This window comes from Pseudomonas sp. HY13-MNA-CIBAN-0226 (assembly GCF_040310305.1).
Lineage (GTDB): Bacteria > Pseudomonadota > Gammaproteobacteria > Pseudomonadales > Pseudomonadaceae > Aquipseudomonas > Aquipseudomonas gregormendelii.
Window position 1 is genome coordinate 24,708 of record NZ_JBEOPS010000003.1, and the last position, 23,742, is coordinate 48,449.

Annotated in this window: 18 protein-coding genes and 1 pseudogene; 13 read left to right on the forward strand and 6 right to left on the reverse strand. The window is 60.7% G+C overall.

Annotated elements, in window-relative coordinates:
* Positions 1-12: 12 nt before the first annotated feature.
* Positions 13-513, reverse strand: a complete 501-nt coding sequence (tpx, locus tag AAEZ05_RS03960) for a thiol peroxidase (RefSeq protein ID WP_045058627.1) — start codon at positions 511-513, stop codon at positions 13-15.
* Between the two features lie 248 nt (positions 514-761).
* Positions 762-923 (reverse strand): annotated as a pseudogene (locus tag AAEZ05_RS03965) (DUF3313 family protein); the annotation flags it as partial.
* Between the two features lie 87 nt (positions 924-1,010).
* Here AAEZ05_RS03965 and AAEZ05_RS03970 point away from each other — a divergent pair.
* Entirely contained in the window at positions 1,011-3,359 is a 2,349-nt protein-coding gene (locus tag AAEZ05_RS03970) for a tetratricopeptide repeat protein (RefSeq protein ID WP_350646661.1), read from the forward strand.
* Positions 3,360-3,502: 143 nt separating this feature from the next.
* On the opposite strand, the gene AAEZ05_RS03975 is transcribed toward AAEZ05_RS03970, so the two are convergent.
* The 3 genes from AAEZ05_RS03975 to AAEZ05_RS03985 form a co-directional block, all read right to left on the reverse strand.
* Complete coding sequence (locus AAEZ05_RS03975) at positions 3,503-3,997, reverse strand: hypothetical protein (protein ID WP_350646662.1); 495 nt, start codon at positions 3,995-3,997, stop codon at positions 3,503-3,505.
* A 109-nt stretch (positions 3,998-4,106) separates the two neighbouring features.
* Positions 4,107-4,628 carry a GNAT family N-acetyltransferase gene (locus AAEZ05_RS03980; protein ID WP_350646663.1) on the reverse strand — a complete coding sequence of 174 codons (522 nt, stop codon included), beginning with the start codon at positions 4,626-4,628 and terminating at the stop codon, positions 4,107-4,109.
* Positions 4,629-4,685: 57 nt separating this feature from the next.
* Positions 4,686-5,126: a carboxymuconolactone decarboxylase family protein gene (locus AAEZ05_RS03985; RefSeq protein WP_350646664.1), complete on the reverse strand. Its 441-nt coding sequence runs from the start codon at positions 5,124-5,126 to the stop codon at positions 4,686-4,688.
* A gap of 206 nt (positions 5,127-5,332) precedes the next feature.
* On the opposite strand from AAEZ05_RS03985, the gene pdxR reads away from it, so the two are divergent.
* The 4 genes from pdxR to AAEZ05_RS04005 all read left to right on the forward strand — a co-directional run bounded on the left by pdxR (position 5,333) and on the right by AAEZ05_RS04005 (position 8,636).
* A complete protein-coding gene (gene pdxR, locus AAEZ05_RS03990; protein WP_350646665.1) occupies positions 5,333-6,766 on the forward strand; it encodes a MocR-like pyridoxine biosynthesis transcription factor PdxR in 1,434 nt (477 codons plus the stop codon).
* Positions 6,767-6,890: 124 nt separating this feature from the next.
* Entirely contained in the window at positions 6,891-7,184 is a 294-nt protein-coding gene (locus tag AAEZ05_RS03995; RefSeq protein ID WP_205892309.1) for a putative quinol monooxygenase, read from the forward strand.
* Positions 7,185-7,280: 96 nt separating this feature from the next.
* Positions 7,281-7,697 carry a cupin domain-containing protein gene (locus tag AAEZ05_RS04000; protein WP_350597621.1) on the forward strand — a complete coding sequence of 139 codons (417 nt, stop codon included), beginning with the start codon at positions 7,281-7,283 and terminating at the stop codon, positions 7,695-7,697.
* 228 nt (positions 7,698-7,925) lie between these two features.
* Positions 7,926-8,636 carry an ATPase gene (locus tag AAEZ05_RS04005; protein ID WP_350646666.1) on the forward strand — a complete coding sequence of 237 codons (711 nt, stop codon included), beginning with the start codon at positions 7,926-7,928 and terminating at the stop codon, positions 8,634-8,636.
* A gap of 178 nt (positions 8,637-8,814) precedes the next feature.
* On the opposite strand, the gene AAEZ05_RS04010 is transcribed toward AAEZ05_RS04005, so the two are convergent.
* Complete coding sequence (locus AAEZ05_RS04010) at positions 8,815-13,716, reverse strand: NAD-glutamate dehydrogenase (protein ID WP_350646667.1); 4,902 nt, start codon at positions 13,714-13,716, stop codon at positions 8,815-8,817.
* A 504-nt stretch (positions 13,717-14,220) separates the two neighbouring features.
* On the opposite strand from AAEZ05_RS04010, the gene AAEZ05_RS04015 reads away from it, so the two are divergent.
* The 8 genes from AAEZ05_RS04015 (at position 14,221) to AAEZ05_RS04050 (ending at position 23,608) form a co-directional block, all read left to right on the forward strand.
* On the forward strand, positions 14,221-14,577 hold the full coding sequence (locus AAEZ05_RS04015; protein ID WP_205892305.1) for a hypothetical protein: 357 nt from the start codon (positions 14,221-14,223) through the stop codon (positions 14,575-14,577).
* Between the two features lie 327 nt (positions 14,578-14,904).
* Positions 14,905-16,605, forward strand: coding sequence for an ATP-binding cassette domain-containing protein (locus AAEZ05_RS04020; RefSeq protein ID WP_350646668.1), 1,701 nt, complete (start codon positions 14,905-14,907; stop codon positions 16,603-16,605).
* Between the two features lie 154 nt (positions 16,606-16,759).
* A complete protein-coding gene (locus AAEZ05_RS04025) occupies positions 16,760-17,719 on the forward strand; it encodes an AAA family ATPase (RefSeq protein WP_122839725.1) in 960 nt (319 codons plus the stop codon).
* Positions 17,720-17,724: 5 nt separating this feature from the next.
* Positions 17,725-18,669 (forward strand): DUF58 domain-containing protein, encoded by a 945-nt coding sequence (locus AAEZ05_RS04030; protein ID WP_122839724.1) that lies wholly within the window; start codon positions 17,725-17,727, stop codon positions 18,667-18,669.
* Complete coding sequence (locus AAEZ05_RS04035; protein ID WP_045058638.1) at positions 18,666-19,160, forward strand: DUF4381 domain-containing protein; 495 nt, start codon at positions 18,666-18,668, stop codon at positions 19,158-19,160. Before AAEZ05_RS04030 ends, AAEZ05_RS04035 begins: the two co-directional genes overlap by 4 nt.
* Positions 19,153-20,232 carry a vWA domain-containing protein gene (locus AAEZ05_RS04040; protein WP_350646669.1) on the forward strand — a complete coding sequence of 360 codons (1,080 nt, stop codon included), beginning with the start codon at positions 19,153-19,155 and terminating at the stop codon, positions 20,230-20,232. Before AAEZ05_RS04035 ends, AAEZ05_RS04040 begins: the two co-directional genes overlap by 8 nt.
* Positions 20,229-21,971, forward strand: coding sequence for a tetratricopeptide repeat protein (locus tag AAEZ05_RS04045; RefSeq protein ID WP_205892301.1), 1,743 nt, complete (start codon positions 20,229-20,231; stop codon positions 21,969-21,971). Before AAEZ05_RS04040 ends, AAEZ05_RS04045 begins: the two co-directional genes overlap by 4 nt.
* Positions 21,968-23,608: a BatD family protein gene (locus AAEZ05_RS04050; RefSeq protein WP_205892300.1), complete on the forward strand. Its 1,641-nt coding sequence runs from the start codon at positions 21,968-21,970 to the stop codon at positions 23,606-23,608. Before AAEZ05_RS04045 ends, AAEZ05_RS04050 begins: the two co-directional genes overlap by 4 nt.
* Positions 23,609-23,742 lie beyond the last annotated feature (134 nt).

Below are 23,742 nucleotides of genomic sequence, written 5' to 3' on the forward strand. Positions count from 1 at the left end.
GTAAGCCCGAACTTATTTCAATACAGCAAGCGCTGCTTCGTAATTCGGTTCTTCAGCGATTTCCTTGACCAGCTCGCTGTGCAGGACATTGTCGTTTTCGTCCAGGACCACTACCGCACGAGCGGTCAGGCCTTTGAGCGGACCGTCGGCAATCGCCACGCCGTAGTTCTCGATGAACTCGGCACCGCGCAGGGTCGACAGGTTCTGCACGTTTTCCAGGCCTTCGGAACCGCAGAAACGCGCCTGGGCGAACGGCAGGTCAGCGGAGATGCACAACACCACGGTGTTGGCCACGTCGTTGGCCTGGGCGTTGAACTTGCGCACGGAGGTGGCGCAGGTCGGAGTGTCGACGCTTGGGAAGATGTTCAGCACTTTGCGCTTGCCGGCGAAGCTTGCCAGGGTCACGTCGGACAGATTGCCGGCAACCAGGGAAAAGGCTGGCGCCTTGGAACCGGCTTGTGGCAGTTGGCCGTTGACTTGAACCGGAGAGCCTTTAAGAGTGACTTGAGCCATGAACTGAGTCCTTCTGAACGTTGATTTTGAGAATTTTGAAGAGGCCGAAGTTAACCACGAAATGGGCTGGCGACCTATGCCCGGATACAAATTGTGGTGTATCAGCCAGCGACTGTAATCGTTGACGTCGATTGCCTGCACAAGCTGCGCAGGCGCTGTCGGGACGGATGGTGCTTGTCACCAAAACCCCGTAGGAGCTGCCGAAGGCTGCGATCTTTTGATCTTGATTATAAAAAACAAGATCAAAAGATCGCAGCAGCTACCAGAGCAATCGGGATCACTTCGTAAGGCTTCAGGCCTTCAGTCTTGCTGCTGGCGGCGGTAATGGCGGCGCGCACCACGATCACACCCGGGCCAGGCCCTGCGGCCAGCGGCAAGGACTTGCCAATTTCGCGCTTGAGCGCCTGGTCGATTGACACGGGCCTGGCATCCGGCAAAGCTGCACCGATGCTGCACGCGCGCCTGAAGGTAATCGCACCTGGACTACGGAAGTCGCAATGCCTGAACATAAGAATAAAGCTGCAGATCCGAAGCCTGATTCGCCTTCCAATCTGACGGGGCGCTTGCTGTTTCCGGTCATCATCGCGACGCTGCTCCTGGCAGTGGCGGGGATCGGCTGGTTTCTGCTGAGCAGCACACCAACCCCGGTTGCCCTCGCACCTGCTCCGACTGCCCAACCAGCCAAGGCGCGCCCCGTCGCAATGCCCCCCGCGACCATGGTCGACGAAGTGCAATGCCAAGGCTGCCACAGTCCCCAGGTCAAGGATTGGCAAGGTTCCCATCACCAGCTGGCCATGCAGGACGCCAATGCCGACACGGTGCTGGGTGACTTCAATAACGTCAGCTTCAAGGCGGAAAACGAAACCACACGCTTCTCGCGCAAGGACGATGCTTTCTGGGTCAACACCCCTGGCATCGATGGCAAGAATGCGGACTTCAAGGTGGCCTACACCTTTGGCATCGCGCCGTTGCAGCAGTACCTGATAGAAGTCGGCGAAGGTCGGCTGCAGGCGTTGGGTGTGGCGTGGGATACCGAAAAGCATCGCTGGTTTCACCTGTACCCGGGCCAGGGCGTCAACTTCAAGAATCCGTTGCACTGGAGCAAGCCGAGCCAGAACGCCAATTTCATGTGCGTCGAGTGCCACACCACCGGCTTCAAGCGCAATTTCGATGCCGCAAAAAACACCTTCGACAGTCAGTGGAATAGCCTCGGTGTCGGCTGCCAGGCATGCCATGGCCCGGCCTCGAACCATCTGCAGTGGACGGCGAAAAAAGGTGACCTGGTCCACAAGGGTTTTGCCGTGGATCTCAAGGACCAGAACGCAACCGTCGAACTGGAAACCTGCGCCCGCTGCCATTCCCGGCGAGCGCCCCTGGGAGACGGTTTTACCGTCGGCAAGCGGCTGATGGACGACTACCTGCCCAGCGCCCTGACGCGCGAACTGTATGCGCTGGACGGCAAGATCAAGGATGAGGTGTTCGAGCATGGTTCCTTCGCCCAGAGCAAAATGGCCGACAAGGGCGTGCGCTGCAGCAATTGCCACAACCCCCACAGTAACGAACTGAAGGCGCCCGGTAATGGCGTCTGCCTGCAATGCCACAACACGGCGGGCAAGACCGCCGTCGCCGGGGTGGACGGCAAGGGCTTGCAAGCGAAGAACTACGACTCCATCGAACACACCCGGCACACCATGGGGCAACCCGGCTCGCAATGCGTAGATTGCCATATGCCCGGCAAGTTCTACATGGGCAACGACTTCCGTCACGACCACAGCTTCAGCATTCCCAACCCGGAACGAGCAAAAAAACTCGGCACGCCGGACGCCTGCCTGACCTGTCACCAGGGCAAGGCTGGTGACAAGGTCACTGAACAGTTCAAGCTCTGGAACGCCGCCTCTGCCCCGCAGGCCCCGCGCTACGACGAAAGCCTGTGGCTGATCCGCAATGGCCAGCCCGGTGCCGCCCAAGCCCTGAACGAGCAGTTGCAACGCAGCAATTTGCCGGCCATCCAGCGCGCGACGCTGCTGGCCGAGTTGGCGCTGTACCCCAGCGAACAGGCCTTGAAACTGGCAAGCAAAGACTTGAACAACCCGGCGCCCCAGGTACGTGAAAGCGCCATCCGGGCGATCAGCGCCATCCTGCCGCCGGCCGAACGCGCCCCCCTGCTGACGCCATTGCTGGTTGACCCGGTGAAGGCCGTACGGATTGCCGCCGCACGCGACCTGCTCGGCGCGGCCCGCGATGGTTTGGGCAACGCCCGGGGCAATTGGGACGTGGCAATCGGCGAGTATGAAGCAGTGCAGAAGAGCCTGGCCGAACGTGCCGAAGCCAATCTCAACCTCGCCATGCTGTATCAGGCCAGCGGGCGCAGCGCTGACGTCGAAGGGTTGTTGCGCACTGCGCTTAAGCGCGACCCCGACTTCTACCCGGCACTGGTCAGCCTGGTGCAATGGCTGGAAGCGGCCGGACGCAAACAGGAAGCCCAGGCACTCCTCGACCAGGGCCTCAAGGACCACCCGGAAGCAGCGCTGCTCCAGCATTCCCTTGGTCTGGCCCTGATTCGCGCCGGCAAAACCGCCCAAGCCATGCCTGCCCTGCTCAAGGCGGCCCGACTGGAGCCGCAGAACGCGCAATACGGCTATGTACTGGCCGTAGCGCTGCACGACAGCGGCAAGGTTGACGAGGCTTGCCTGGAGCTGGAACGGCTGCTCAAGGAACAGCCGGCCAATCGCAACGCACGACTTTCGCTGATCCAGTATTACCTGGAGAACGGCCAGGAACCCAAGGCCCAGGTATTGCTGCAAGGCTGGAAGAAAATGAACATGGGCGACCCGGCGTTGAAATAACGGCCCGTCCGGCACCGCACTCCAGTTTCCCCTGCCTGATGGCGCTCTCGGGCACCTGGCATCAGTTACGCACCGATTCGACCCTGCGCAGGCTGACGCCCGCAGAGTCAAATCCCGCAAGATCAGAGTGTGTTATCTATCTTTCAGCCGCGCTCGCGGGGGATCAGGCTTTGCAGTTGCTGCGCGAGGAAATTCGCATCGAAGGCAAAGGTATCCGCGTCCTTCAGGCCGTTGGTCTTGCGCCACTGCCAGCTGTTGGAGGGCGGCAGGCAGACCAGCGAAACGCTGCCATAGCGGGCAGCCGTGAGGCCCATGACCGCCAGGGAAATCTGCCCGCCCGTGCCCATCACATCGGGAACGAATTCCACCGGCTTGCCAGCGATCACGATGCTCAGCTTCTCGGTGTTGAACTTCGACGTTTCCACCGGAACACTTGGCCCGAATGCGACATAAGCCGCGCGACTGACTTCCAGCAGGTTGGGCGTCTTGACCGGTTCCAGCCACAGCTGGATCTGGTCGAACAACTCGCCTATACGCGTCGCCCACACGGCCGATTGCGCCTCAAACAGTTGCTTCTTGTGCGCTTCGCTATCTGCGTATTGGCGAAGCATCTGACCCAGTTGCTGTACGTCGTCCATTGCGGTGTTCCTTTGGTTGAAGCAGTGCTGCGGACGTTGAGCATGGCAGAAGCGAGCCGCCGGCGTACGACTAAACGCGCCAGCGGTGTTTTTTGCGCTGCCGGCCCAATCAGCGGGAGGTGAGCGTGCGACGCAGGCGCGCCATGCTCAAGGTATCCACCAACACCCCGTCACGCAAGGCGTAGTCACGAAACAGGCCTTCGGTCTCGAAGCCGAATTTGCGATACAGGCTAATAGCCGCTTCATTGTCGGCATACACCGAAAGCTCGACCCGCTGCAGGTTCATCCAGTTGTCGGCGATGTCCAGGGCGGCGCTGAGCAATCTGGAGCCAACGCCCTTGCCCTGCCACGCTGACGCGACGCCCATGCCAAAGCTGCCCGCATGGCTGCGGCGCACTCGCGAATACTGTTCAAGCCCCAGGTGGCCGATGACCGCGCCCTGATGCAGTGCCACCAGTTTCAGTGCGCGTTCATTGCCTGCTTCAATGCGCGAGCGCCAGGCCTCTACGGACTGATACGGCATCTGCAGCACCTGGCGCGTGATCGCTGTTTCGTTATAGAGCGCGGCGACGCCTTCGAGATGGGATTCGTTGAAACGTTCGAGGCTGATGACGGGATCGGTGCCAGACATGGGTGATTCATCCTTGATACAGACATGGCAGCCCACTCTATTACAATCCTGCGCCCATCAACAACTCGGGGTTTGGCGGAAACTTACGGCCAGGCGATTCCAGCTGTTAATGGTCGTGACGGCAACGGTCAGGTCGACCATTTCAGCCTCACTGAATTGCTCCCGGGCCTGGGCGTAGACGTCATCCGGAACATGGCTTTGAGCGAGCAGCGTGACCGCCTCGGCCCAGGCCAGTGCGGCGCGCTCACGGGGGTTGAAGAAGTGACTGTCGCGCCACACCACGATCGAATACAGCCGCCGATCGGTCTCGCCCAGGCGTCGCGCATCCACCGAGTGCATGTCAGTGCAGAACGCGCAGCCATTGAGCTGTGAAGCGCGGATCTTGATCAGGTGCAACAACTGCGGTTCGATGCTGAGATGGCTGGTGAGGGCCTCCATGGCGATCATGGCTTTCATCGCCTTGGGCGATGCGCTGTAGTAATCCAGGCGGGAATTCATGGCGAGCCTCGGGGGCCGATAGAGTCAGCCTACGGTAGGCGCGCAACGTGGATCGTTACAGGTCCAATTCGGCGAATTAACCGTTGACCACTGCGGCGCCAGGCCAATCTGCGGTTTTTTACCCGCACAACTACTGCATGTTCGCTCATGCGGGTAATCTTGCGCGATCGCACACGCCCCTGAATCGCCCCCGGAGCCCCGCCGGTATGGAACTTCATGTCGTCATCAACGGCCGCAAGGACCTGGCGGGCCAGTTGTACAAGCAACTGCGCAGCGCCATCGAATCCGGCCGCCTGGCGGCTGGCACCCAGTTGCCGCCCAGCCGCTTGCTGGCAGAGCAACTGGGCATCTCGCGCAAGACCATTTCCGATACCTATGCCCAGCTGACCTACGAGAACTTCCTTACCGGCGTCATCGGCAAAGGTACGTACGTCAACGCCCGCCCGGCCAAAATCACTCGCAAACAGAGCCATTCGGACCTGGCCAGTGCGGAAATCATCGAATCCTGGCGCAGCTTGCCGGTGTTCTTGCGCCACCCGACGCTGGACGGTTCACTGCGCTACGACTTTATTGGTGGCGCCACCAGCAAGGGGCAATTTCCCCAGGACGACTGGCGCAGGTGCACGGCACACGCCCTGCGCCAGATGTCCGGCTCCAAGGGCTTCTACAGCCAGCCTGAAGGCCTGCCGGCGCTGCGCAATGCAATAGCCCGGCATATTGCTTTTTCCCGTGGGGTCAATTGCCAGGATGACGATGTGGTGGTGTGCAACGGCGCACAACAGGCGCTGGACCTGATCTCCCGGGTGCTGACCCGTCCCGGCGGCCTGGTGGCCATGGAAGATCCCGGCTATCCACCGGCGCGCCTGCTGTTTGGCAGCCACGGTGCGACGGTGATCGGTGTGCCGGTGGATAGCGAAGGCATTCAGGTCGAGAAGATCCCCTTGGGCACGCGGCTGATCTACGTCACGCCCTCCCATCAATTCCCGCTCGGCATCCCCATGAGTACGCAACGTCGGCTGGCGCTGCTGGAGCGCGCTTATGAGCTGGGGGCGATCATCATCGAGGACGATTACGACAGCGAATTCCGCTATGAGGGCCGGCCGACAGACTCGCTGCAAAGCATGGACGAGCGCGGCATCGTGGCTTACGTCGGTACCTTTTCCAAAACCCTGTTGCCGGAGTTGCGCCTGGGTTATGCGATCTTGCCCCCGGCGATCCTCGAAGCGGTGATTCGCGCCAAGCAGCTCACCGACCTGCACACCTCGACCCTGCCCCAGTGGGCGCTGGCCAAGTTCATCGCCGAGGGGTGCCTGCTCAAGCACATCAGGCGTTGCCACACGATCTATGCCGGTCGACGCGAGCGTATTCTCGAACGCGCAGCCACGGACCTTGCACCCTGGCTCGAAGCGGTCCCTTCCACGGCAGGCTTTCACATGGTGCTGATGTTCAAGGTGCCTATCGATATGCCATTGCTGGTGGAATTGGCGAAAAAAGTCGAAGTCGGGCTGTATCCGATCGAGGGTTTCTACTACCAGCAGGCGCCAAGAGACGGGCTGCTCATGGGTTTTGGTGCTATCGAAACCCTGGACATCGACCTGGCCCTGAACCGTTTGCGCGACATTCTGCAGCAGGTCGCCTGATCGATTGGCGTAGGGGTTTATCAGGCGATTGGCTATTGGTGGTCCCGGGGCGCAAGCCTATCCTGCTAAGGCGTTTATCCCTCAGTGAGCAGGATTCGTCCGGCCTGATTCAGGAGTGTGAGCAATGTCCACCGAAGTCATCAATACCGTACAGGTGCAGGCCGCTGCCGGCCGCTCCGACGAGCTTGGCAAGCAACTGCAGAGAATTGTTGAAACCCTGCGCCAGCAGCCAGGCTGCGAGTCGTACATGGTCGACCGCTGCCCCGAGGACAGTAACCGCTGGAACGTCAGCGCCCGCTGGCAATCGGAAGCGGCCATGCAGATGCATTTCAACTGCCCTGAAGTACAAGGCTTTATCGGCCTGATCGACAACCAACTGGCCAATGCGGTGGATTTCAACAGTTTCCCCATCCGCTAGATTGGTCACCTGACCTTCCAGGGAATTGGCTGTTTGCCTGGCCTCACCTGCGCACTAATGTGGGTTCGGACAACCCCATTCTTCCAGGTGATAAACATGAAAACCCTGCGCTTACTCGCTGCTCCCCTTGCGGCACTGGCCCTGACCGTTTCCGCTGCTGCACTGGCCCACGAAGCTGCGCCATCGGAAAAGGTCACGGTTCTGCAAGACCAGATGCTGAAAAACGTGCCCGGCAAAAAAGCCTTGATGATCGAGGTCGATTACCAGCCCGGACAGGCCTCTATCGCTCACAAGCATGAAGGCACCGCCATGGCCTACGTGCTGTCCGGCGAGATCATCTCGCAGGTCAAAGGCGAACAAGCCGTGTCGTACAAGGCCGGTGAATACTGGTACGAGCCCGCCGGCTCGGAACACCTGGTCTCGAAAAACGCCAGCGCAACCCAACCCGCGAAACTGTTGGTATTCATGGTGCTGTCGCCGGACGAGAAAGTGTTGATCCCGTTGAAAAACTGATAGCTGAGCGACGATGCATAAATAATCAGGCCCATTTTAATTATTTGGGTCTTTTTATTTCTCCGAGCGATGAGTCGCCAATCTTTACGCCGAACAAAACTAATGACTGCATCCGTGCCGTCACATGCGCCATTTCATTAAATGCTGACAGGACTAATCTTTGAATGACTGCCGAATCAATGTCGGCGACAAACTTCATGAATTAAGCTGTTTCACTGGAGAAACACCATGAAACGAGTGCTGATCAGTACACTGACAATGACGGTTATCATAACGGGCTGCTCCGTTCCAACTGCACCGGAATCGGTTGGTCCTCTGCATGGGATATTCTCCCAACCGGTAGGCCGCAGCGCTTCCACCAAGGTGCCCAGCGGGCCCGACAAATCCGTAGGCATTGTCTACAGTCGCAATACCCAGACCAATCGCGCTTACCTCAATGATTACCGCGCCAACGCGGGGACGGGCTTCGGCCAGAGCCTGCTGGTGCAATCCATTCATGACGCCTACGTGGCCACCTCTACACCGGACAGGGCAGTGGACTGGGTCAAGGCTTCGTTGCAGCGCCAGTTTGGCTCGGTGACGGAATACCCGGACATGCAGAGCCTGCGCGCGGCGAGGCCTGATGTGGCAGCAGTCGTCGATGCCCGCAGCCAGTTGATTACCTCGCGCAGTTCGGATGTGGAAGCGGATGTCAGTGCGCACTTCTATGATCGCAACCTTGACTATATCGGCACCGCTCGCGGGTACGACACCAGGTCATTGAGCCCTTTATGGGCTGATTACAAGCGCAGCGAAGAGATAGTTGCAGATATCAACGAACAGCAGGAAGTGCAAGTTCGGGCATTGCAGAAGTTTGACCAGTCGCTCAGTAATTTATTGACCGGACCGACAAGTAATGTATCGATGATTGATGATAACAAAAGCGATAAGTTGTATTGAGTCTAAGGGCCCCTTCGCGGGCAAGCCCGCTCCCACAGGGTTCGGTGTAGTGTGGAGATTATGTGTCCAACACAAAACTCAGTGGGAGCGGGCTTGCCCGCGAAGGGGCCCTTGCAGCTACACCCCAACAAAAAAAACCCGCATCTCTCAATGCGGGTTTTTTTCATTCAGCGACTGTTCAAGCCGCCGGTTCCAGCTCTGCGCTGACCGTTGCAGGAGCAGGCACTACGGCTTGCCCGCTCAAGGCCAGGTCCAGCAACTCCCGGTTGGCCACGGCGTACATGGCGTAGTCCGTGCCACTGGCGGCGCGGATTTCCACCAGCATTGCGCGCCAGCGTTCGATCATGCTCGCGTGCTCTGCCATCCACAGTGCCAGGCGTGTTTCCACGTCCTGGGAACCGTCGCCCTGTTGCAGGACCGAGATGGTGATCGCACGTTGTTGCCAGTCGACGTCGTCGCGGAACGCTTCACGGGCCAGGGCCTGCCAGTTGTTTTCAACCGGCAAGGCACTGATCTGCTGCAGGTACCAGGTAATGTCCAGTGCGCTGCCCACGGCGAAGTAGGCCTTGGCCACGTCCGCAGGGTTCTGGCCGGTCACGTCGGAGGCCTCGATGATCGGCAGCAACGTATACAGGTGCGAAGTACCAGCCACCATGCGTGCGAGCAGTTCCGGCACACCGGCTTCGACATACGCCTCGTAGCGCGCCTGCCAGTTCTCGTGGATCTCGCCACTGAGCAGTTCGTCGAGCTTGAGACCCAGCTCCTTCAGGTGCGGACCGAAGTGGGCGACGTCACGGGCAGCATTCTGCTCGTTGCGACGGGCACGCAGGAACCAGCGCGTAGCGCGGCGACCCAGGCGCATCAGCTCGTCCATCAGCTCCAGCTGCACGTCTGCCGACACCTGGTAGTCCAGGGACTCGATCTGACGGAACCAGTGCGGGAGGTGGAAAATGTCGCGCACGATCACATAGGCACCGGCCACGTTCGCCGGGCTCATGCCGGTCGACTCTTTGAGTCGTTGAACGAAGGTGATGCCCATGTGGTTGACCAGGTCGTTGGCGATCTGGGTGCTGACGATTTCGCGCTTCAGACGGTGACGGCGCATGGCTGCGGAGAACTTGCTCACCAGGCTTGGCGGGAAAGCGGTTTCCATGTCGCGGGTCAGGTAGTCGTCGTCCGGCACCAGGGAGCCCAGCAACTGCTCCTTGAGGTCGATCTTGCTGTAGGAGATCAGCACCGACAGCTCGGCACGCGTCAGGCCATGGCCTTCGGCGATGCGTTCGTTGATCGCTTCCTCCGACGGCAGGAACTCGATAGCGCGGTCCAGCTTGCCGCGGCTTTCCAGGTCGTTCATCAAGCGCTTGTATTCGGCAATCCGCGGCAAGGCACGGCGAGCTGCCAGGGACAGCGCCTGCGTTTGCTTGTAGTTGTTGCCGAGCACCAGGTTGCCCACTTCGTCGGTCATGCTCGCCAGCAACAGGTTGCGTTGCTTGTCGGTCATGTCGCCGGCCTGAACCACTTCGTTCAGCAGGATCTTGATGTTCACTTCGTGGTCGGAGCAGTCCACGCCACCGGCGTTGTCGATGAAGTCGGTGTTGGAACCGCCACCATTGAGGCCGAATTCCACGCGACCGAGCTGGGTCATGCCCAGGTTACCGCCCTCGCCCACGACCTTGCAGCGCAGTTCATTGCCGTTCACGCGCAGTGCATCGTTGGCCTTGTCGCCAACGTCGGCGTGGCTTTCGCTGCTGGCCTTGACATAGGTGCCGATGCCGCCGTTCCACAACAGGTCCACCGGCGCCTTGAGCAAGGCGTTCAGCAGTTCGGTCGGGGTCAGCTTGTCGGCCTTGATGTCGAAGCGCTCTTTCATCTGCGGGGAAATCGCGATGCTTTTGGCGCTACGGGAGAAGATCCCGCCACCCTCGGACATGATGCTGGTGTCGTAGTCCGACCAGGCCGAACGCGGCAGGTCGAACAGGCGCTGACGCTCAGCGAAGCTGTTGGCCGGCTGCGGGTTCGGGTCGATGAAGATGTGCAGGTGGTTGAACGCTGCGACCAGTTGCAGCTTGTCGGACATCAGCAAGCCGTTACCGAACACGTCGCCGGCCATGTCGCCGACGCCCACCACGGTGATGCTGTCTTCCTGGACGTTGATGCCGCGCTCGCGGAAGTGGCGTTGTACGCCCACCCACGCGCCCTTGGCGGTGATGCCCATTTTCTTGTGGTCGTAACCGGCGGAACCACCGGACGCGAACGCGTCACCGAGCCAGAAACCGTAGTCGATGGCGATGCCGTTGGCGATGTCGGAGAAGGTCGCAGTGCCCTTGTCCGCAGCCACCACCAGGTACGGGTCATCGTCATCATGGCGCACGACGTTGACCGGCGGTACCAGCGCACCGTCTTTGAGGTTGTCGGTAATGTCCAGCAGGCCGGAAATGAAGATGCGATAGCAGGCGATGCCCTCTGCCGCGATCTCGTCACGGCTGCCGCCCAATGGCAGGCGCCGCGGCAGGAAGCCGCCCTTCGCACCCACAGGCACGATGACCGAGTTCTTCACTTGCTGGGCTTTCACCAGGCCCAGGACTTCGGTACGGAAGTCTTCTTCACGATCAGACCAGCGCAGGCCGCCACGAGCGACATTGCCGAAGCGCAGGTGCACGCCTTCAACACGAGGCGAGTAGACGAAGATTTCGAACTTCGGTACTGGCTTTGGCAGCTCGGGAATCTGATGCGGGTTGAACTTGAAGCTGAAGTACGACTTGTTATGGCCGTTGGCATCAGTCTGGTAGAAGTTGGTGCGCAGCGTGGCCTTGATCAGGTCCAGGTAGCGACGCAGGATGCGGTCTTCGTTCAACACCTGGACATCGTCCAGTGCGGTGACGATGGCTTGTTCCAGACGTTGCTGCTTGTCTTCCAGATCGTCGCCGGTGAGCTTGCGCGCCAGATAGAAACGGGTCTTGAACAACCGGGTCAGCTCGCGAGCGATGTCGGTGTGGTTGTTCAGGGTGCTGGCGATGTAGCCCAGGTCGAAGCCCAGGCGGATCTGCTTCATGTAGCGCGCGTAGGCACGCAGCAGCGCCACGTCACGCCATGGCAGGCCGGCGGTCAGTACCAGGCGGTTGAACGCATCGTTCTCGGCATCGCCACGCACGATGTGGACGAACGCGTCCTGCAAGGTGTCGTTGAGTTGCTGGATATCGAGGTCCAGGCCTTCGGCGGCGGTGAAGGCGAAATCGTGAATCCAGAACTCGCGGCCATTGTTGTGGCGCAGGCGGTACGGGAACTCACCGAGCACACGCAGCCCGAGGTTTTCCAGGATCGGCAACACGTCGGACAGGGCCAGCGGGGTATCGGCGTGATACAGCTTGCAGTGCAGCTCGCGCTTGCCGGAGACCTGGCCCAGCGGCTGATAGAAGCTCATCACCAGCGGATTTTTTTCGTTCAGGCTCAACAGGTGCTGCATGTCGACCACAGCCGAATGCGCCGCGAAACGCTCGCGATAGCCGGCCGGGAAGCCTTTGGGGAAGTCTGCCAGCACGTTGGTGCCACTGGCTTCGCCGAAGCTTTCAACGGTGAGGCTGGCGTAGTCGTCCTGCCAGCTGCGGCAGGCCTGCACCACTTCTTTTTCCAGCAGGACCGGGTCGATGTCCAGGCGGTTCTTTGGATCAACCCGCAGAATCAGTTGCACACGGGCCAGCACGGACTCGGAGAAGAAGGTCCAGAACTCGCAGTCCGAGGCCTTCAGGCGATCCATCAGCACTTGCTGGATCTTCTGGCGCACTTCGGTGGAGTAGATGTCGCGCGGCACGTAGGCCAGGCAGTAGCAGAAACGACCGTACGGGTCTTTGCGCAGGAACACGCGAATCTTGTTGCGTTCCTGGATCTGCACGATCGACATCACGGTGGCGAACAGCTCGTCGACCGGGGTCTGGAACAGGTCGTCGCGTGGCAGTACTTCAACCACCTGCGCCAGTTCCTTGCCCAGGTGAGCCTTGGCCTGGAAGCCGGAGCGGCGTTCGATTTCCTCGACCTTGCGGCGGATGTACGGAATGACCCGCACGCTCTCGCCATACACCGAAGAGGTGTACAGGCCCATGAAACGGCATTCCTTGATGACCTTGCCGTCGGCATCGATCTCACGGATCGACACGTAGTCAGGGTAAGCCGGACGGTGCACACGGCTTGGGTGCGCGGCCTTGGCGAACGACAGCAGGGTCGGTTCGCGCAGGTACTTCACGGCATAGTCTTCGATGCGCAGGTCGTCGTAGGTCAGGCCGGTGCGCAGCAATTTGGTCAGGCCAAGGAACGAATCCTGGTCGTAGACGATGTGGCCGCCATCGGCTTCATCGCTTACCACGAATTCTTCGTAGCCGAGGAAGGTGAAGTGGTTGCCCACCAGCCATTCCAGGAAGCTTTTGATTTCGTTCTTTTCTTCAGCGTCGACAGCAAACTGGCTGTTATCGAGGCCGGTCAGGATTTCCTGGACCTTGGCTTTCATCGGCTCGAAATCGGCGACCGCCACGCGGACCTCACCGAGCACCTGCTCCAGCTCTTTGCTCAACACGTTCAGTTCGGCCGCGTTGGCGCAGCGGTCGATTTCCAGGTACATCAGGGATTCCTGGAGAATCCCTTCGCCCTGGGTGCCTTTTGGCAGGATTTCCAGCAACTCGCCCTTGCTGCCGCGACGCACGCTCAGCACAGTGGTTTGCAGGGTATGAATGCTGTAGCCGCGACGGTTCAGCTCGGTACGCACCGAGTCCACCAGGAACGGCAGGTCGTGGTGCAGCACTTCGACCGCAGTGTGGGTCGACTGCCAGCCGTGGCGTTCGTAATCAGGGTTGTAGACGCGCACTTGCGGCTGCGCGTGATCGAAGCGCTCAAGCAGGCGCCACGCAGAAAGGGTGCACCCGGCGAGGTCGGACAACCGACGTTGAGTCAGCTCGTCGAGGGAAATGATGCCGAAAAATTGTTCAGCAAACAGCGCCACTTGTGGCAGTGCCTGTTCACTGATGTGCTGCGCCAGTGCCGCTTGCAGTTGGTGCTGGAAGTCGGCTTTGCTGGCTGCGGTGAAGAACGCCATCTGTGGTACTCCGCTTGGGCTTGTTATTGATGGAAGCGTCGCGTGCAAAACCCCTCGCGGGGCGATCCGTCACCCTGTTCCTGATTCTCGGGCAGAGGAAACAGGGTCACAGGTGGGTGAAGCTGGACGAGACACTCGGGTCACATTCACCTTCCATGAATGGGCATCTGCAAAAACCACTGCGCGATGGATTGCGCACTGTCTTTACGGGTATCCATTCGATGCGCAGCTTAACGAGTGCGACAATGTGCCTGCTTGCGGTGCTGCGACATATTCGGTCATCCGCACGCAGGTTGTAGGCTGCGCATCGAACAACACTAGCAGTCGTGTGACAAAAAGGCCGGCTTAAGCCCTGTTTTGCGGCGCATTCGTGCTGGAAGTGACCAGTAACGCCTCGGATGTTCACGACACATGCTCTGACACTCAGACGAGCAGAAATTCCCGGCGGCTGGCAGAATTGCCCTTTCTTCACCTCAACAACGCTCCTCGAGCCAGGATTTACCCATGCAAATGACCACCGCCCTGTTGATCGTCAACCCATGCGATGACGAAGAAGACAACATGGCCATGCTCGCCTGCCACAGCGAGCAGGGCGAGATGTTCCTGATGACCCGCTACCCGGACGAAGACGCGCTGGACATCACCCTGGACGGTGAGCCTTCGACCCTGGAAGGTGTAAAAGTGACCCTGAGCCCTACCCGCCTGCTGATCGAAATCGCTCCAGGGGATGTCGATGCGCTGAATGGGGATGATTGCCTGGAGATCATTCACAGCACTGCGGCGGGTGATCTGCCTGAGGTGGAGGAGACTTTGCAGAACATTCTCAAGGGGACCGGGACCTATATCAGCCAGATTGGCTGACAGACCGTATTCGCGGGCAATAATGATGAATGAGTAAGCTTTGCTCGCGAAAAGCCCGAGAACGCCTCGAGGGGTCGGGCTTACGCATTAAATAATAGAACATTTCAACCAATCAACTGCCCACCGAAGATTCATCCTACAAAACAACAAGAAAAAACCTACAACTAAAAATCATGCTTCACCACCCCATATCATTGAACAACAGAAAAACCTCTGATATTAATAATCACTTGGGAAAAACTTCGCAAGTGATTCGCACACTGACGAGCACCTTCAACTTTATTCTACAAGCGCCTAAATACGCAGCCCTTAACAAACAGGCACCTCATGCAAACTCTTATCAGAACAACTTGCAAGAAGCATGCAGGGCTGCTGACCTCAACCATCACCACAATCATCGCGCTAAAGCTTATAGCTCTAGCGCCACCTTTGTTGGTTGGCAAGATTGTCGACGCGCTACACACTGACAATCACGCAGACCTCAATATGCTTCTGCTGCTAACCATCGGTTATACACTGGCGGGATGCCTCCAAGCGATTATAAACCCTCTACAAATATTCTTTTTATCCAAACTTGTGCAGCACGTGACAATGAACGCCTCCATCGACTGGATTGCAAAATTAATGCGCAAAGAGTTCCTCCAGTTCAGCTCGTGGCGCATCGGACAATTCATAAAATCAGTAGAGCGCGGGATTACAGCGCACGAGCAATTATTAACGTTTTTCGTCACCACAGGACTTCCGCTGTGCCTGGAATTCCTTATCGTAGGCGGTGCATTTTATTATATGGGTGGCGCTAAAGTATTCCTGGCGATGACAGGCCTTGGCATCGTTTACCTGTTGGTCACCCATCGAATCATCCGCTGGCGCAGAAAGCACATTGATGCCGTCAACGAGCAAGAGGATGAAGTCAGCGCACTGCTGTACAACACCTTGAGCTCCGGCAAATCCATCAAACTGGAAGGTGCTGAATTCTGCGCAACTGAACGACTGAACCGCGCCTTCAATAACTACGCCAAAGCGGCGGTCACCGTAGCAAGCTCAGGTGGCTTCCTCACTGGGGCAAAAGTACTGTTTGTCAGTCTTTCAACGGGAGGCCTACTCGGATGGGGCGTCTTCGATCAGTTGTCGGGAGAGCCAGGTATCAGCGTTGGGCAACTGGTCGCCATATTCTCAATTGCAGGTAGCTTTTTACTTAATATCACCGCGCTGAGCGAAGGCTATCGGGTGCTGGATCAGTTTCTCGCGGACCAGCGTCGCCTCCAGCAGTTACTGGCACTGCCAGACTTTGACGACGACAGTCGCCGCGCCGAAAAAACCTCCGATGAGGAATCTACATTGGTGCTCGCACCCTGTGTGATCACCGACGGCGGCAGCGTCCGGCTGAGCATCGAGAAAGCTTTTACTTTCACACAAGGCCAGTCCGTCGCCATCACGGGCCCCAGTGGCGCAGGTAAATCGACCTTGCTGGAAGCCCTGGTCGGTCTGAATGTGTCGGCAAGAAATTCGCTGAGCCTGGACGACACGTGCGTTTCCAGGTTGAACGCCCAGGCACACTTGCAACTCCTGAGGTATTGCCCTCAATCACCGCAGTTCCTGGAGGGTTCCTTTGACAGATCAGTGCTATTTGGAATCGACCCCTCTCCAGCGTTGAACCAGGCAATACAGCGACTCGACCTTGAAGATATCGTTTCCCAGCGCCACCTCACTGAAAACGCCTCCAATGTTTCTGGCGGCGAAGCTAAACGCCTGTCTCTGCTCCGGCTGATCAACCGGCCAGGGCGTTTTAATCTGTTCGACGAGCCCAGTGCGTCGATCGAGCCGAAACTGGCCGGCCCGGTGTGGGATTTGCTTTTCGACACCTTCGCCGGGCGGGGATTGATTTGTGTGACACACGATGTCGGTCACTTGCACCGTTTTGATCGCGTGATCGTCATGCACAACGGGGCAGTCGTTGAAGATGGGCCATGGTGTGAGTTAGTCAACCGGGCGACAGTGACATCCTTGTTGAGCGACCTTCAGCCATAGAAAAAACACGCTGCGCATGAGCGCCCGCCATTCAATTCCCCCATTTCACGCAAAAAGCCGTTAGTCGCCACCCCCCACCATGCATTAAAGTAATGCCCCCAGCCCTCGGCGTTATCGCAACGTCTGCGGTCACCCTTTCCAGGAACAGTCATCGATGGAACATCGTGAAGCGCTGCTCGCGCTGCGAACCTTTCTTTCAACGCAGATTCTCGGCCAGGAAAAACTCATCGAGCGCTTGCTCATCGCCTTGCTCGCCGACGGCCATATGCTGGTCGAGGGCGCTCCCGGGCTGGCTAAAACCAAGGCCATCAAGGAGCTCGCCGAGGGCATCGAGGCGCAGTTCCATCGAATCCAGTTCACCCCCGACCTGTTGCCCGCCGACATCACCGGCACGGAAATCTATCGGCCGGAAACCGGCAGTTTCGTGTTCCAGCAAGGGCCGATCTTCCATAACCTGGTGCTGGCTGACGAGATCAACCGGGCCCCGGCCAAGGTGCAGTCGGCGTTGCTGGAGGCCATGGCCGAGCGCCAGGTCAGCGTTGGGCGCAGTACTTATGACCTGTCGCCGCTGTTCCTGGTGATGGCGACGCAAAACCCCATCGAACAGGAAGGCACCTATCCCCTGCCCGAGGCCCAGCTTGACCGTTTCCTGATGCACGTGAAGATCGGCTTTCCGGATGCTGCAGTCGAGCGCCGGATCCTGCAGCAGGCCCGCGGCGAAGCGCTTAACGGCGAAACCAAACCCGAGCGTCGGGTCAGCCAGCAGGCGATCTTCGCCGCGCGCAAGGAAATCCTCGGCCTTTACATGGCTGACGCAGTAGAGGAGTACCTGGTGCAACTGGTCATGGCCACCCGCACCCCGGGCAAGTTCGATCCGGAGATGGCCGAGTGGATCGCTTATGGCGCAAGCCCGCGGGGCTCGATCGCCCTGGACCGCTGCGCCAGGGCTCATGCCTGGCTCGCGGGTCGCGACTTCGTCAGCCCGGAAGACATCCAGGCGGTGTTGTTCGACGTATTGCGTCACCGCATCATTCTGTCCTTCGAAGCCGAAGCCGCAGGCATTGACCAGGACCGGGTGGTCCAGCGGATTCTCGACGTCGTAGCCGTCGCTTGACCCCGATGAACAGCCTCCCGCTGCCCGAGCCGGGTATTCGTGTCAGCCTCGCCGAATTGATCGAAATGCGCCATCGCGTGCGCGAGGTGCAGCTGTTTTCCACGCCGAGCCAGCGCAGCCCGTTGATTGGCCTGCATCACTCCAAGCTGCGCGGCCGGGGCGTGGATTTCGATCAGGTACGGGTCTACCAGGCAGGGGACGATGTGCGCACCATCGATTGGCGCGTGACCGCGCGCACCCAGGAACCCCACACCAAGTTGTTCCATGAAGAGCGCGAGCGGCCGATTTTTATCATGGTCGAACAGAGCCGCCGGCTGTTTTTCGGCTCCGGGCTGATGTTCAAGTCGGTGCTGGCTGCCCAGGCAGCGAGCCTGATCGGCTGGGCTGCGTTGGGCCATAATGACCGCGTGGGCGGCCTGGTGTTCGGCGACAATGAGCATTACGAGATCAAGCCGCGCCGTAGCAAGCAAAGCCTGCTGCAACTGCTCAACCGCCTGGTGCGGGTCAACCAGTCCCTGCACACCGAGGGCGAGACCCATCGCGACGCCCTCAACCTGGCCCTGCGCCGCGCCCGGGAAGTGCTACGTCCGGGCAGCCTGGTGATCGTGATCTGCGATGAGCGCGCCCTGACAGAAGGCTCCGAGCAACAGCTGAGCCTGTTATCCCGTCATTGCGACCTGCTGCTGCTGCCGGTGTCCGACCCACTCGATCATGCCCTGCCCGCTGCGGGGCTGTTGCGCTTCGCCGAACGCGGCGCGCAACTGGAACTCGACACCCTCAATTTCGAGCTGCGCCAGGCCTATCGCGCCCAGGCTGAAGCGCGCGTCGCCCGCTGGGAACTGCTGGCGCAGAAGTTGCGGGTGCTGCTGATGCCCCTGAGCACCCAAAGTGAAATGGTCGAGCAACTGCGCGAGTACCTCAACCCGCAAAAACCGGGGAAAGGTCGATGAGCAGCCTCGAGCAATTGCAACCGCTGATCACCCCCTCCCCGATCGGTTTCTGGCCACCCGCGCCCGGCTGGTGGCTGCTGCTGTTGCTACTGCCACTGCTCGGCTTCGGCCTGTGGCAGCTGCGTCGGTTGATTCCCGACAAGCGCCCGATCGTGCGCGCCGAGCAACCGCTGGACCCGGTGCGTATCGCCGCCCTGGCGGAACTGGCCATGATGCCCAAGCCCTACGATGGCGCGCCGGCGGGCGCCTGGTTGCAGCAACTCAACGGGCTGCTCAAACGCCTGTGCCGCAACCACTACCCCTACAGCCAGAGCCACACGCTCAACGGGCGCAAATGGCTGGCGTTCCTCGATAACCGCTGCCCGGCTGCCGGGCTGACGCGCTGGATGGTGCTGGTCGAAGGCGCCTACAAGCCCGAGTGCAAACTCGATGACAAGGCCATCGCCGGCCTGACCCAGGCCATCGACACCTGGATTCGCAAACATGTTTGAGTTCGCCTGGCCGTGGATCTTCGCCCTGCTGCCGCTGCCCTGGTTGATGCGGGTGCTGCTGCCGGTGGCCGACAGTGGCGAGCCCGCACTGAAAGTCAGCTTTCTCAATGACCTTGAAGGCCTGGCTCGACGTCGTGCCCGTGCCAATCTCCCGGGCTGGCGCCAGCAAGCACCGTACGTTTTGCTGTGGCTGTTGTTATTGATAGCTGCTGCACGCCCGCAATGGCTCGGCGAGCCGCTGCCAATCGCCGCCAGTGGCCGCGACCTGCTGGTGGCCGTGGACGTCTCCGGCTCCATGGATTTCCCCGACATGCGCTGGCAGGACGAAGACGTCAGCCGGGTGGTGCTGGTCCAGCACCTGCTGGGGGATTTTCTCGAGGGTCGCGAGGGCGATCGGGTCGGCCTGATCCTGTTCGGCAGTCAGGCCTACCTGCAAGCCCCGCTGACCTTTGACCGTCGCACCGTGCGGGTATGGCTTGACGAGGCGCGCATCGGCATCGCCGGCAAGAACACCGCCATCGGCGATGCCATTGGCCTGGCCCTGAAACGCCTGCGATTGCGCCCGGCCAACAGCCGCGTGCTGATCCTGGTCACGGACGGCGCCAACAATGGTGGCGAGATCGATCCGCTGACCGCCGCGCGCCTGGCCGCCAATGAGGGCGTAAAGATCTACCCGATCGGTATCGGCGCCGATCCCGAGGAAAGCGGCACTGCAGGTTTTCTCGGCGTCAACCCGAGCCTGGACCTGGACGAGCCGTCGCTCAAGGCGATCGCCGAGGTCACCGGCGGCCGCTACTTCCGCGCACGCGACGGCAAGGAGCTGGAGTCGATCAAAGACACCCTCGACCAGCTGGAGCCGGTGACTCAGCAGCCGACCCAGGCGCGCCCGGCCCAATCGCTTTACCACTGGCCGCTGGCACTCGCGCTGGTGTTGAGCATGTTGCTGGTGGCCCGCGAACGCTGGCCAAACAACCTGCTGCAACGCCTGTTCACCAAGGAACTGTTCTTGCAATCGCAACTGCCCGACTGGCGCAAACGACTTGAGCGCCTGCGCCTGCGGAGACGCCGATGAGCGCGCTCTGGCCCTTCTGGTTCCGTCCCGCCTGGCTTCTGGTATTGCCGTTGCTGGCCTGGTTGCTGTGGCAGCTGTGGCACCGGCAAAAACGGGCGGGTCGCTGGCAGATGATCTTGCCGCCGGCCTTCCATGCGGCGCTGCTCAGTGGCGGCAGTGGACGCGATAGCAAGCTGCCTTGGGTGGCCCTCGGCCTGGCCTGGACGCTGGGGCTTGTGGCCCTGCTTGGGCCGGGTTGGGAGCGCGTCGAGCAAACCAGCCAGAAACCTGCCGACCCCCTGGTGGTGGTGCTGGAGCTGACCCCGGAAATGCTCGCCACGGATGTGCCGCCAAACCGCCTGGAGCAAGCGCGGCGCAAGCTGTTCGATCTGCTGCAGCATCGCAGCGATGCGCAAACGGCGATCGTTGTCTATGCCGGCAGCGCCCATACACTGGTGCCCCTGACCGACGACCTGGCCACCAGCCGCAATCTTCTGGACGCCCTCAAGCCATCGCTGATGCCGCAACCGGGCCATCGCGCTGACCTGGCGGTGGTCAAGGCACTTGCGCTGCTCAAGCAGGCGGCGCTTGGCGACGGACGCATCCTGCTGATTGGCGCCACCCTCACCGAACAGGAGCGTCAGGGCATTCGCCAGGCACTGGGGGGCCAGTCCACGCAATTGCTGATGCTCGGTATCGGCACCGCCGAGGGCGCGCCGATCACCCTGGAGGATGGCAGCTTCCTCAAGGACGACCAGGGCGCGATCCTGGTGCCTCGCCTCGACGAGCCCAGCCTCAAAGCGTTCGCCAACGCCATGGACGGCCGTTACCGCCACGCTCGCCTGGAGGACACCGACCTGCGTGCCCTGGGACTGTTTGACGGTCCGCGGGCAATGCGCAACGACGGCCAGACCCTGCGCCTCGACACCTGGGCGGATCAGGGTTACTGGCTGTTGTTGCCGCTGCTGTTGCTGGCGGCGTGCGCCGGTCGACGGGGCTGGCTGTTCTGCCTGCCGCTGCTGTTGCTGATGCCGCAGAAAAGTTATGCCTTCGAGTTCGAAGACCTGTGGTTGCGCCCGGACCAGCAAGGGCTGCACCTGCTCAAGCAGAAACGCCCGGCCGAGGCAGCGCAGCACTTCCAGGATCCACAGTGGCAAGGTGTCGCGCTCTATGAGGCTGGCGACTACAGTGGCGCCGCCCAGCGGTTTGCCCAGGGCGACGACGCGCATGCCCACTACAATCGTGGCAATGCCCTGGCTCGCAGCGGTGAACTCGAAGCGGCACTGGACGCGTACGACCAGGCACTGGAACGCCAGCCGGATTTGCGTCCGGCGCTGACCAACAAGGCGTTGGTGGAAGACCTGCTCAAGCAGAAGAGCACCTCGCCGTCGGTCGAGGCGCAGCAGGAACCCGACGACCCGTCACCGGCTTCCGAGCCCGAGCCGGCCCCTGGCGCCGCGACCCAGCCGGCCAGCGAAGGTGAGTCCGCCAGCGATGCACCGCAGGCCAGCCCGGAGCCCGGCGAAGATGAGCCGACTACCCCGCCAAAACCCGGGGCCAATGAAGTGCCCGGCAGTGAGCTGGGCGATGAACAGCACACCACGCCGCCGTTGCGCCCGGCCGCCGAGGCGATTGACGGCGAGCAGCGCCAGGCCCTGGAGCAATGGCTGCGCAAGATCCCGGATGACCCGGGAGAGTTGCTCAGACGCAAATTCTGGTACGAACAGCAACAACATCAGGATCAGGGAACCACTCGATGAACCGCTTCACCGCCTCCTTACTCGCACTGCTGTGCTGCACCGTTCAAGCCCAGGCGGCGGGCCTGGTCGCCAGCGTCGATCGCGGCCGCCTGAGCTCCGGCGAGACCGTGGAGCTGACCCTGGAGTCGGACGATGTGACCCAATTCGGCAAACCGGACCTGGCGCCACTGGAGCCCTTCTTCGAAGTACGCGGTACCCGCCAGGTCAACCAGCTCAATACCCTCAACGGTGACAACCAGGCCACCACCCGCTGGATCGTCACCCTGCTGCCCCGGCAGAACGGCAGCGTGGTCATTCCCTCGTTGCAGTTGGGCGATGCGCACAGCGAGCCACTTACCGTGCAAGTGGTCGAGGGCGAAACCCAGGACGGCGCGAAAAAGCTGCAGCCGGTTTTCCTCGAAGTCAGCCTGGATCAGACCAGCGTGTACGTGCAGGCCCAGGCGATCCTGACCTTGCGCATTTATCACTCGGTGTCGCTGTACGACGACAGCAGCCTGACGCCCTTGCAGATCCCCGATGCGCGCATCGAGCAATTGGGCGAGTCGCGGACCTACGAGAAAGTCATCAACGACCTGCGCCACGGCGTGATCGAGATGCGCTATGCCATCTACCCCCAGCACAGCGGCGAATTAACCATTCCGGCGCAGGTATTCAGCGCCACCCTGGTCGATACACAACCGGCCCAGGACGGCGACGCCCAGGCACCGAAATCTGGAAAACTGATGCGCGTTGGCTCCCCGGCCATTCTGCTCGACGTCAAGGCCAAGCCCGCCACCTGGCCCGCCGACGTACCCTGGCTGCCGGCGCGCAGCATCAGCCTGAGCGAGAGCTGGAACCCACCTGCGGACCAGGCTCAAGTGGGCGATTCACTGACCCGCAGCCTGACCCTGAAGGCCGAGGGCCTGGCCAGTTCGCAGCTGCCACCGCTACCGGCCACCGAGATCAATGGGCTGCGCCGCTATCCCGATCAACCGGTACTGGCCAACCACAACGGTGAGCGCGGCCTGGTGGGCAGCCGCGAGGAACGCGAGGCCCTGGTACCGACCCGCAGCGGTGCGATCGAATTGCCGGCCGTTGAAGTGGTCTGGTGGAACACCTTCGAAGATCACCTGGAGCACACCAGCCTGGCCGCACAAACCCTGCAGGTGGCCAACAACCCCAGCCTGGTGGTCGACACCCCCGCGAGCACCCCGCAAGCCATGAGCAGCGCCGACAGCGAAAGCCTGTGGTGGTGGAAACTCAGCACGTTGCTTCTGGCCTGCACCACATTACTGGGGTTCGGCCTGTGGTGGCGTGCCCGCTGGCAACCGGCGATCCTGCGTGCTGCGCAGACAGGCCCGAGCCCACGCACCGTGCTCGACGAGCTCAAGCGCGCCTGCCAGGCCAACGATTCCCACGCCACCCGCCAGGCACTGGATGCCTGGGCTCGACAACAACCGGAAACCCTGGCCGACATGGCCGCACGCTTCGTCCCGCTGTCCGATGCCCTGGACGGCCTCAATGGCGCCCTGTACAGCGAGACCGGCCAGTATTGGCAAGGCGATGACCTGTGGCGGGCGATCAAGGCGATCCCGATTGCCGAGCGGGTCCAGGACCCGGTGGGCGACAGTGGCCTGCCGCCGTTGTATCCCAAATAAGATCAAAAGATCGCAGCCTGCCGCAGCTCCTGCAAAAGGACGGCGTACTCCCGTAGGAGCTGCCGCAGGCTGCGATCTTTCTGCCTTTGGGCATTCCTGACTTTTTGCCAGTAAACTCTCCCCCTTTCGCCGCT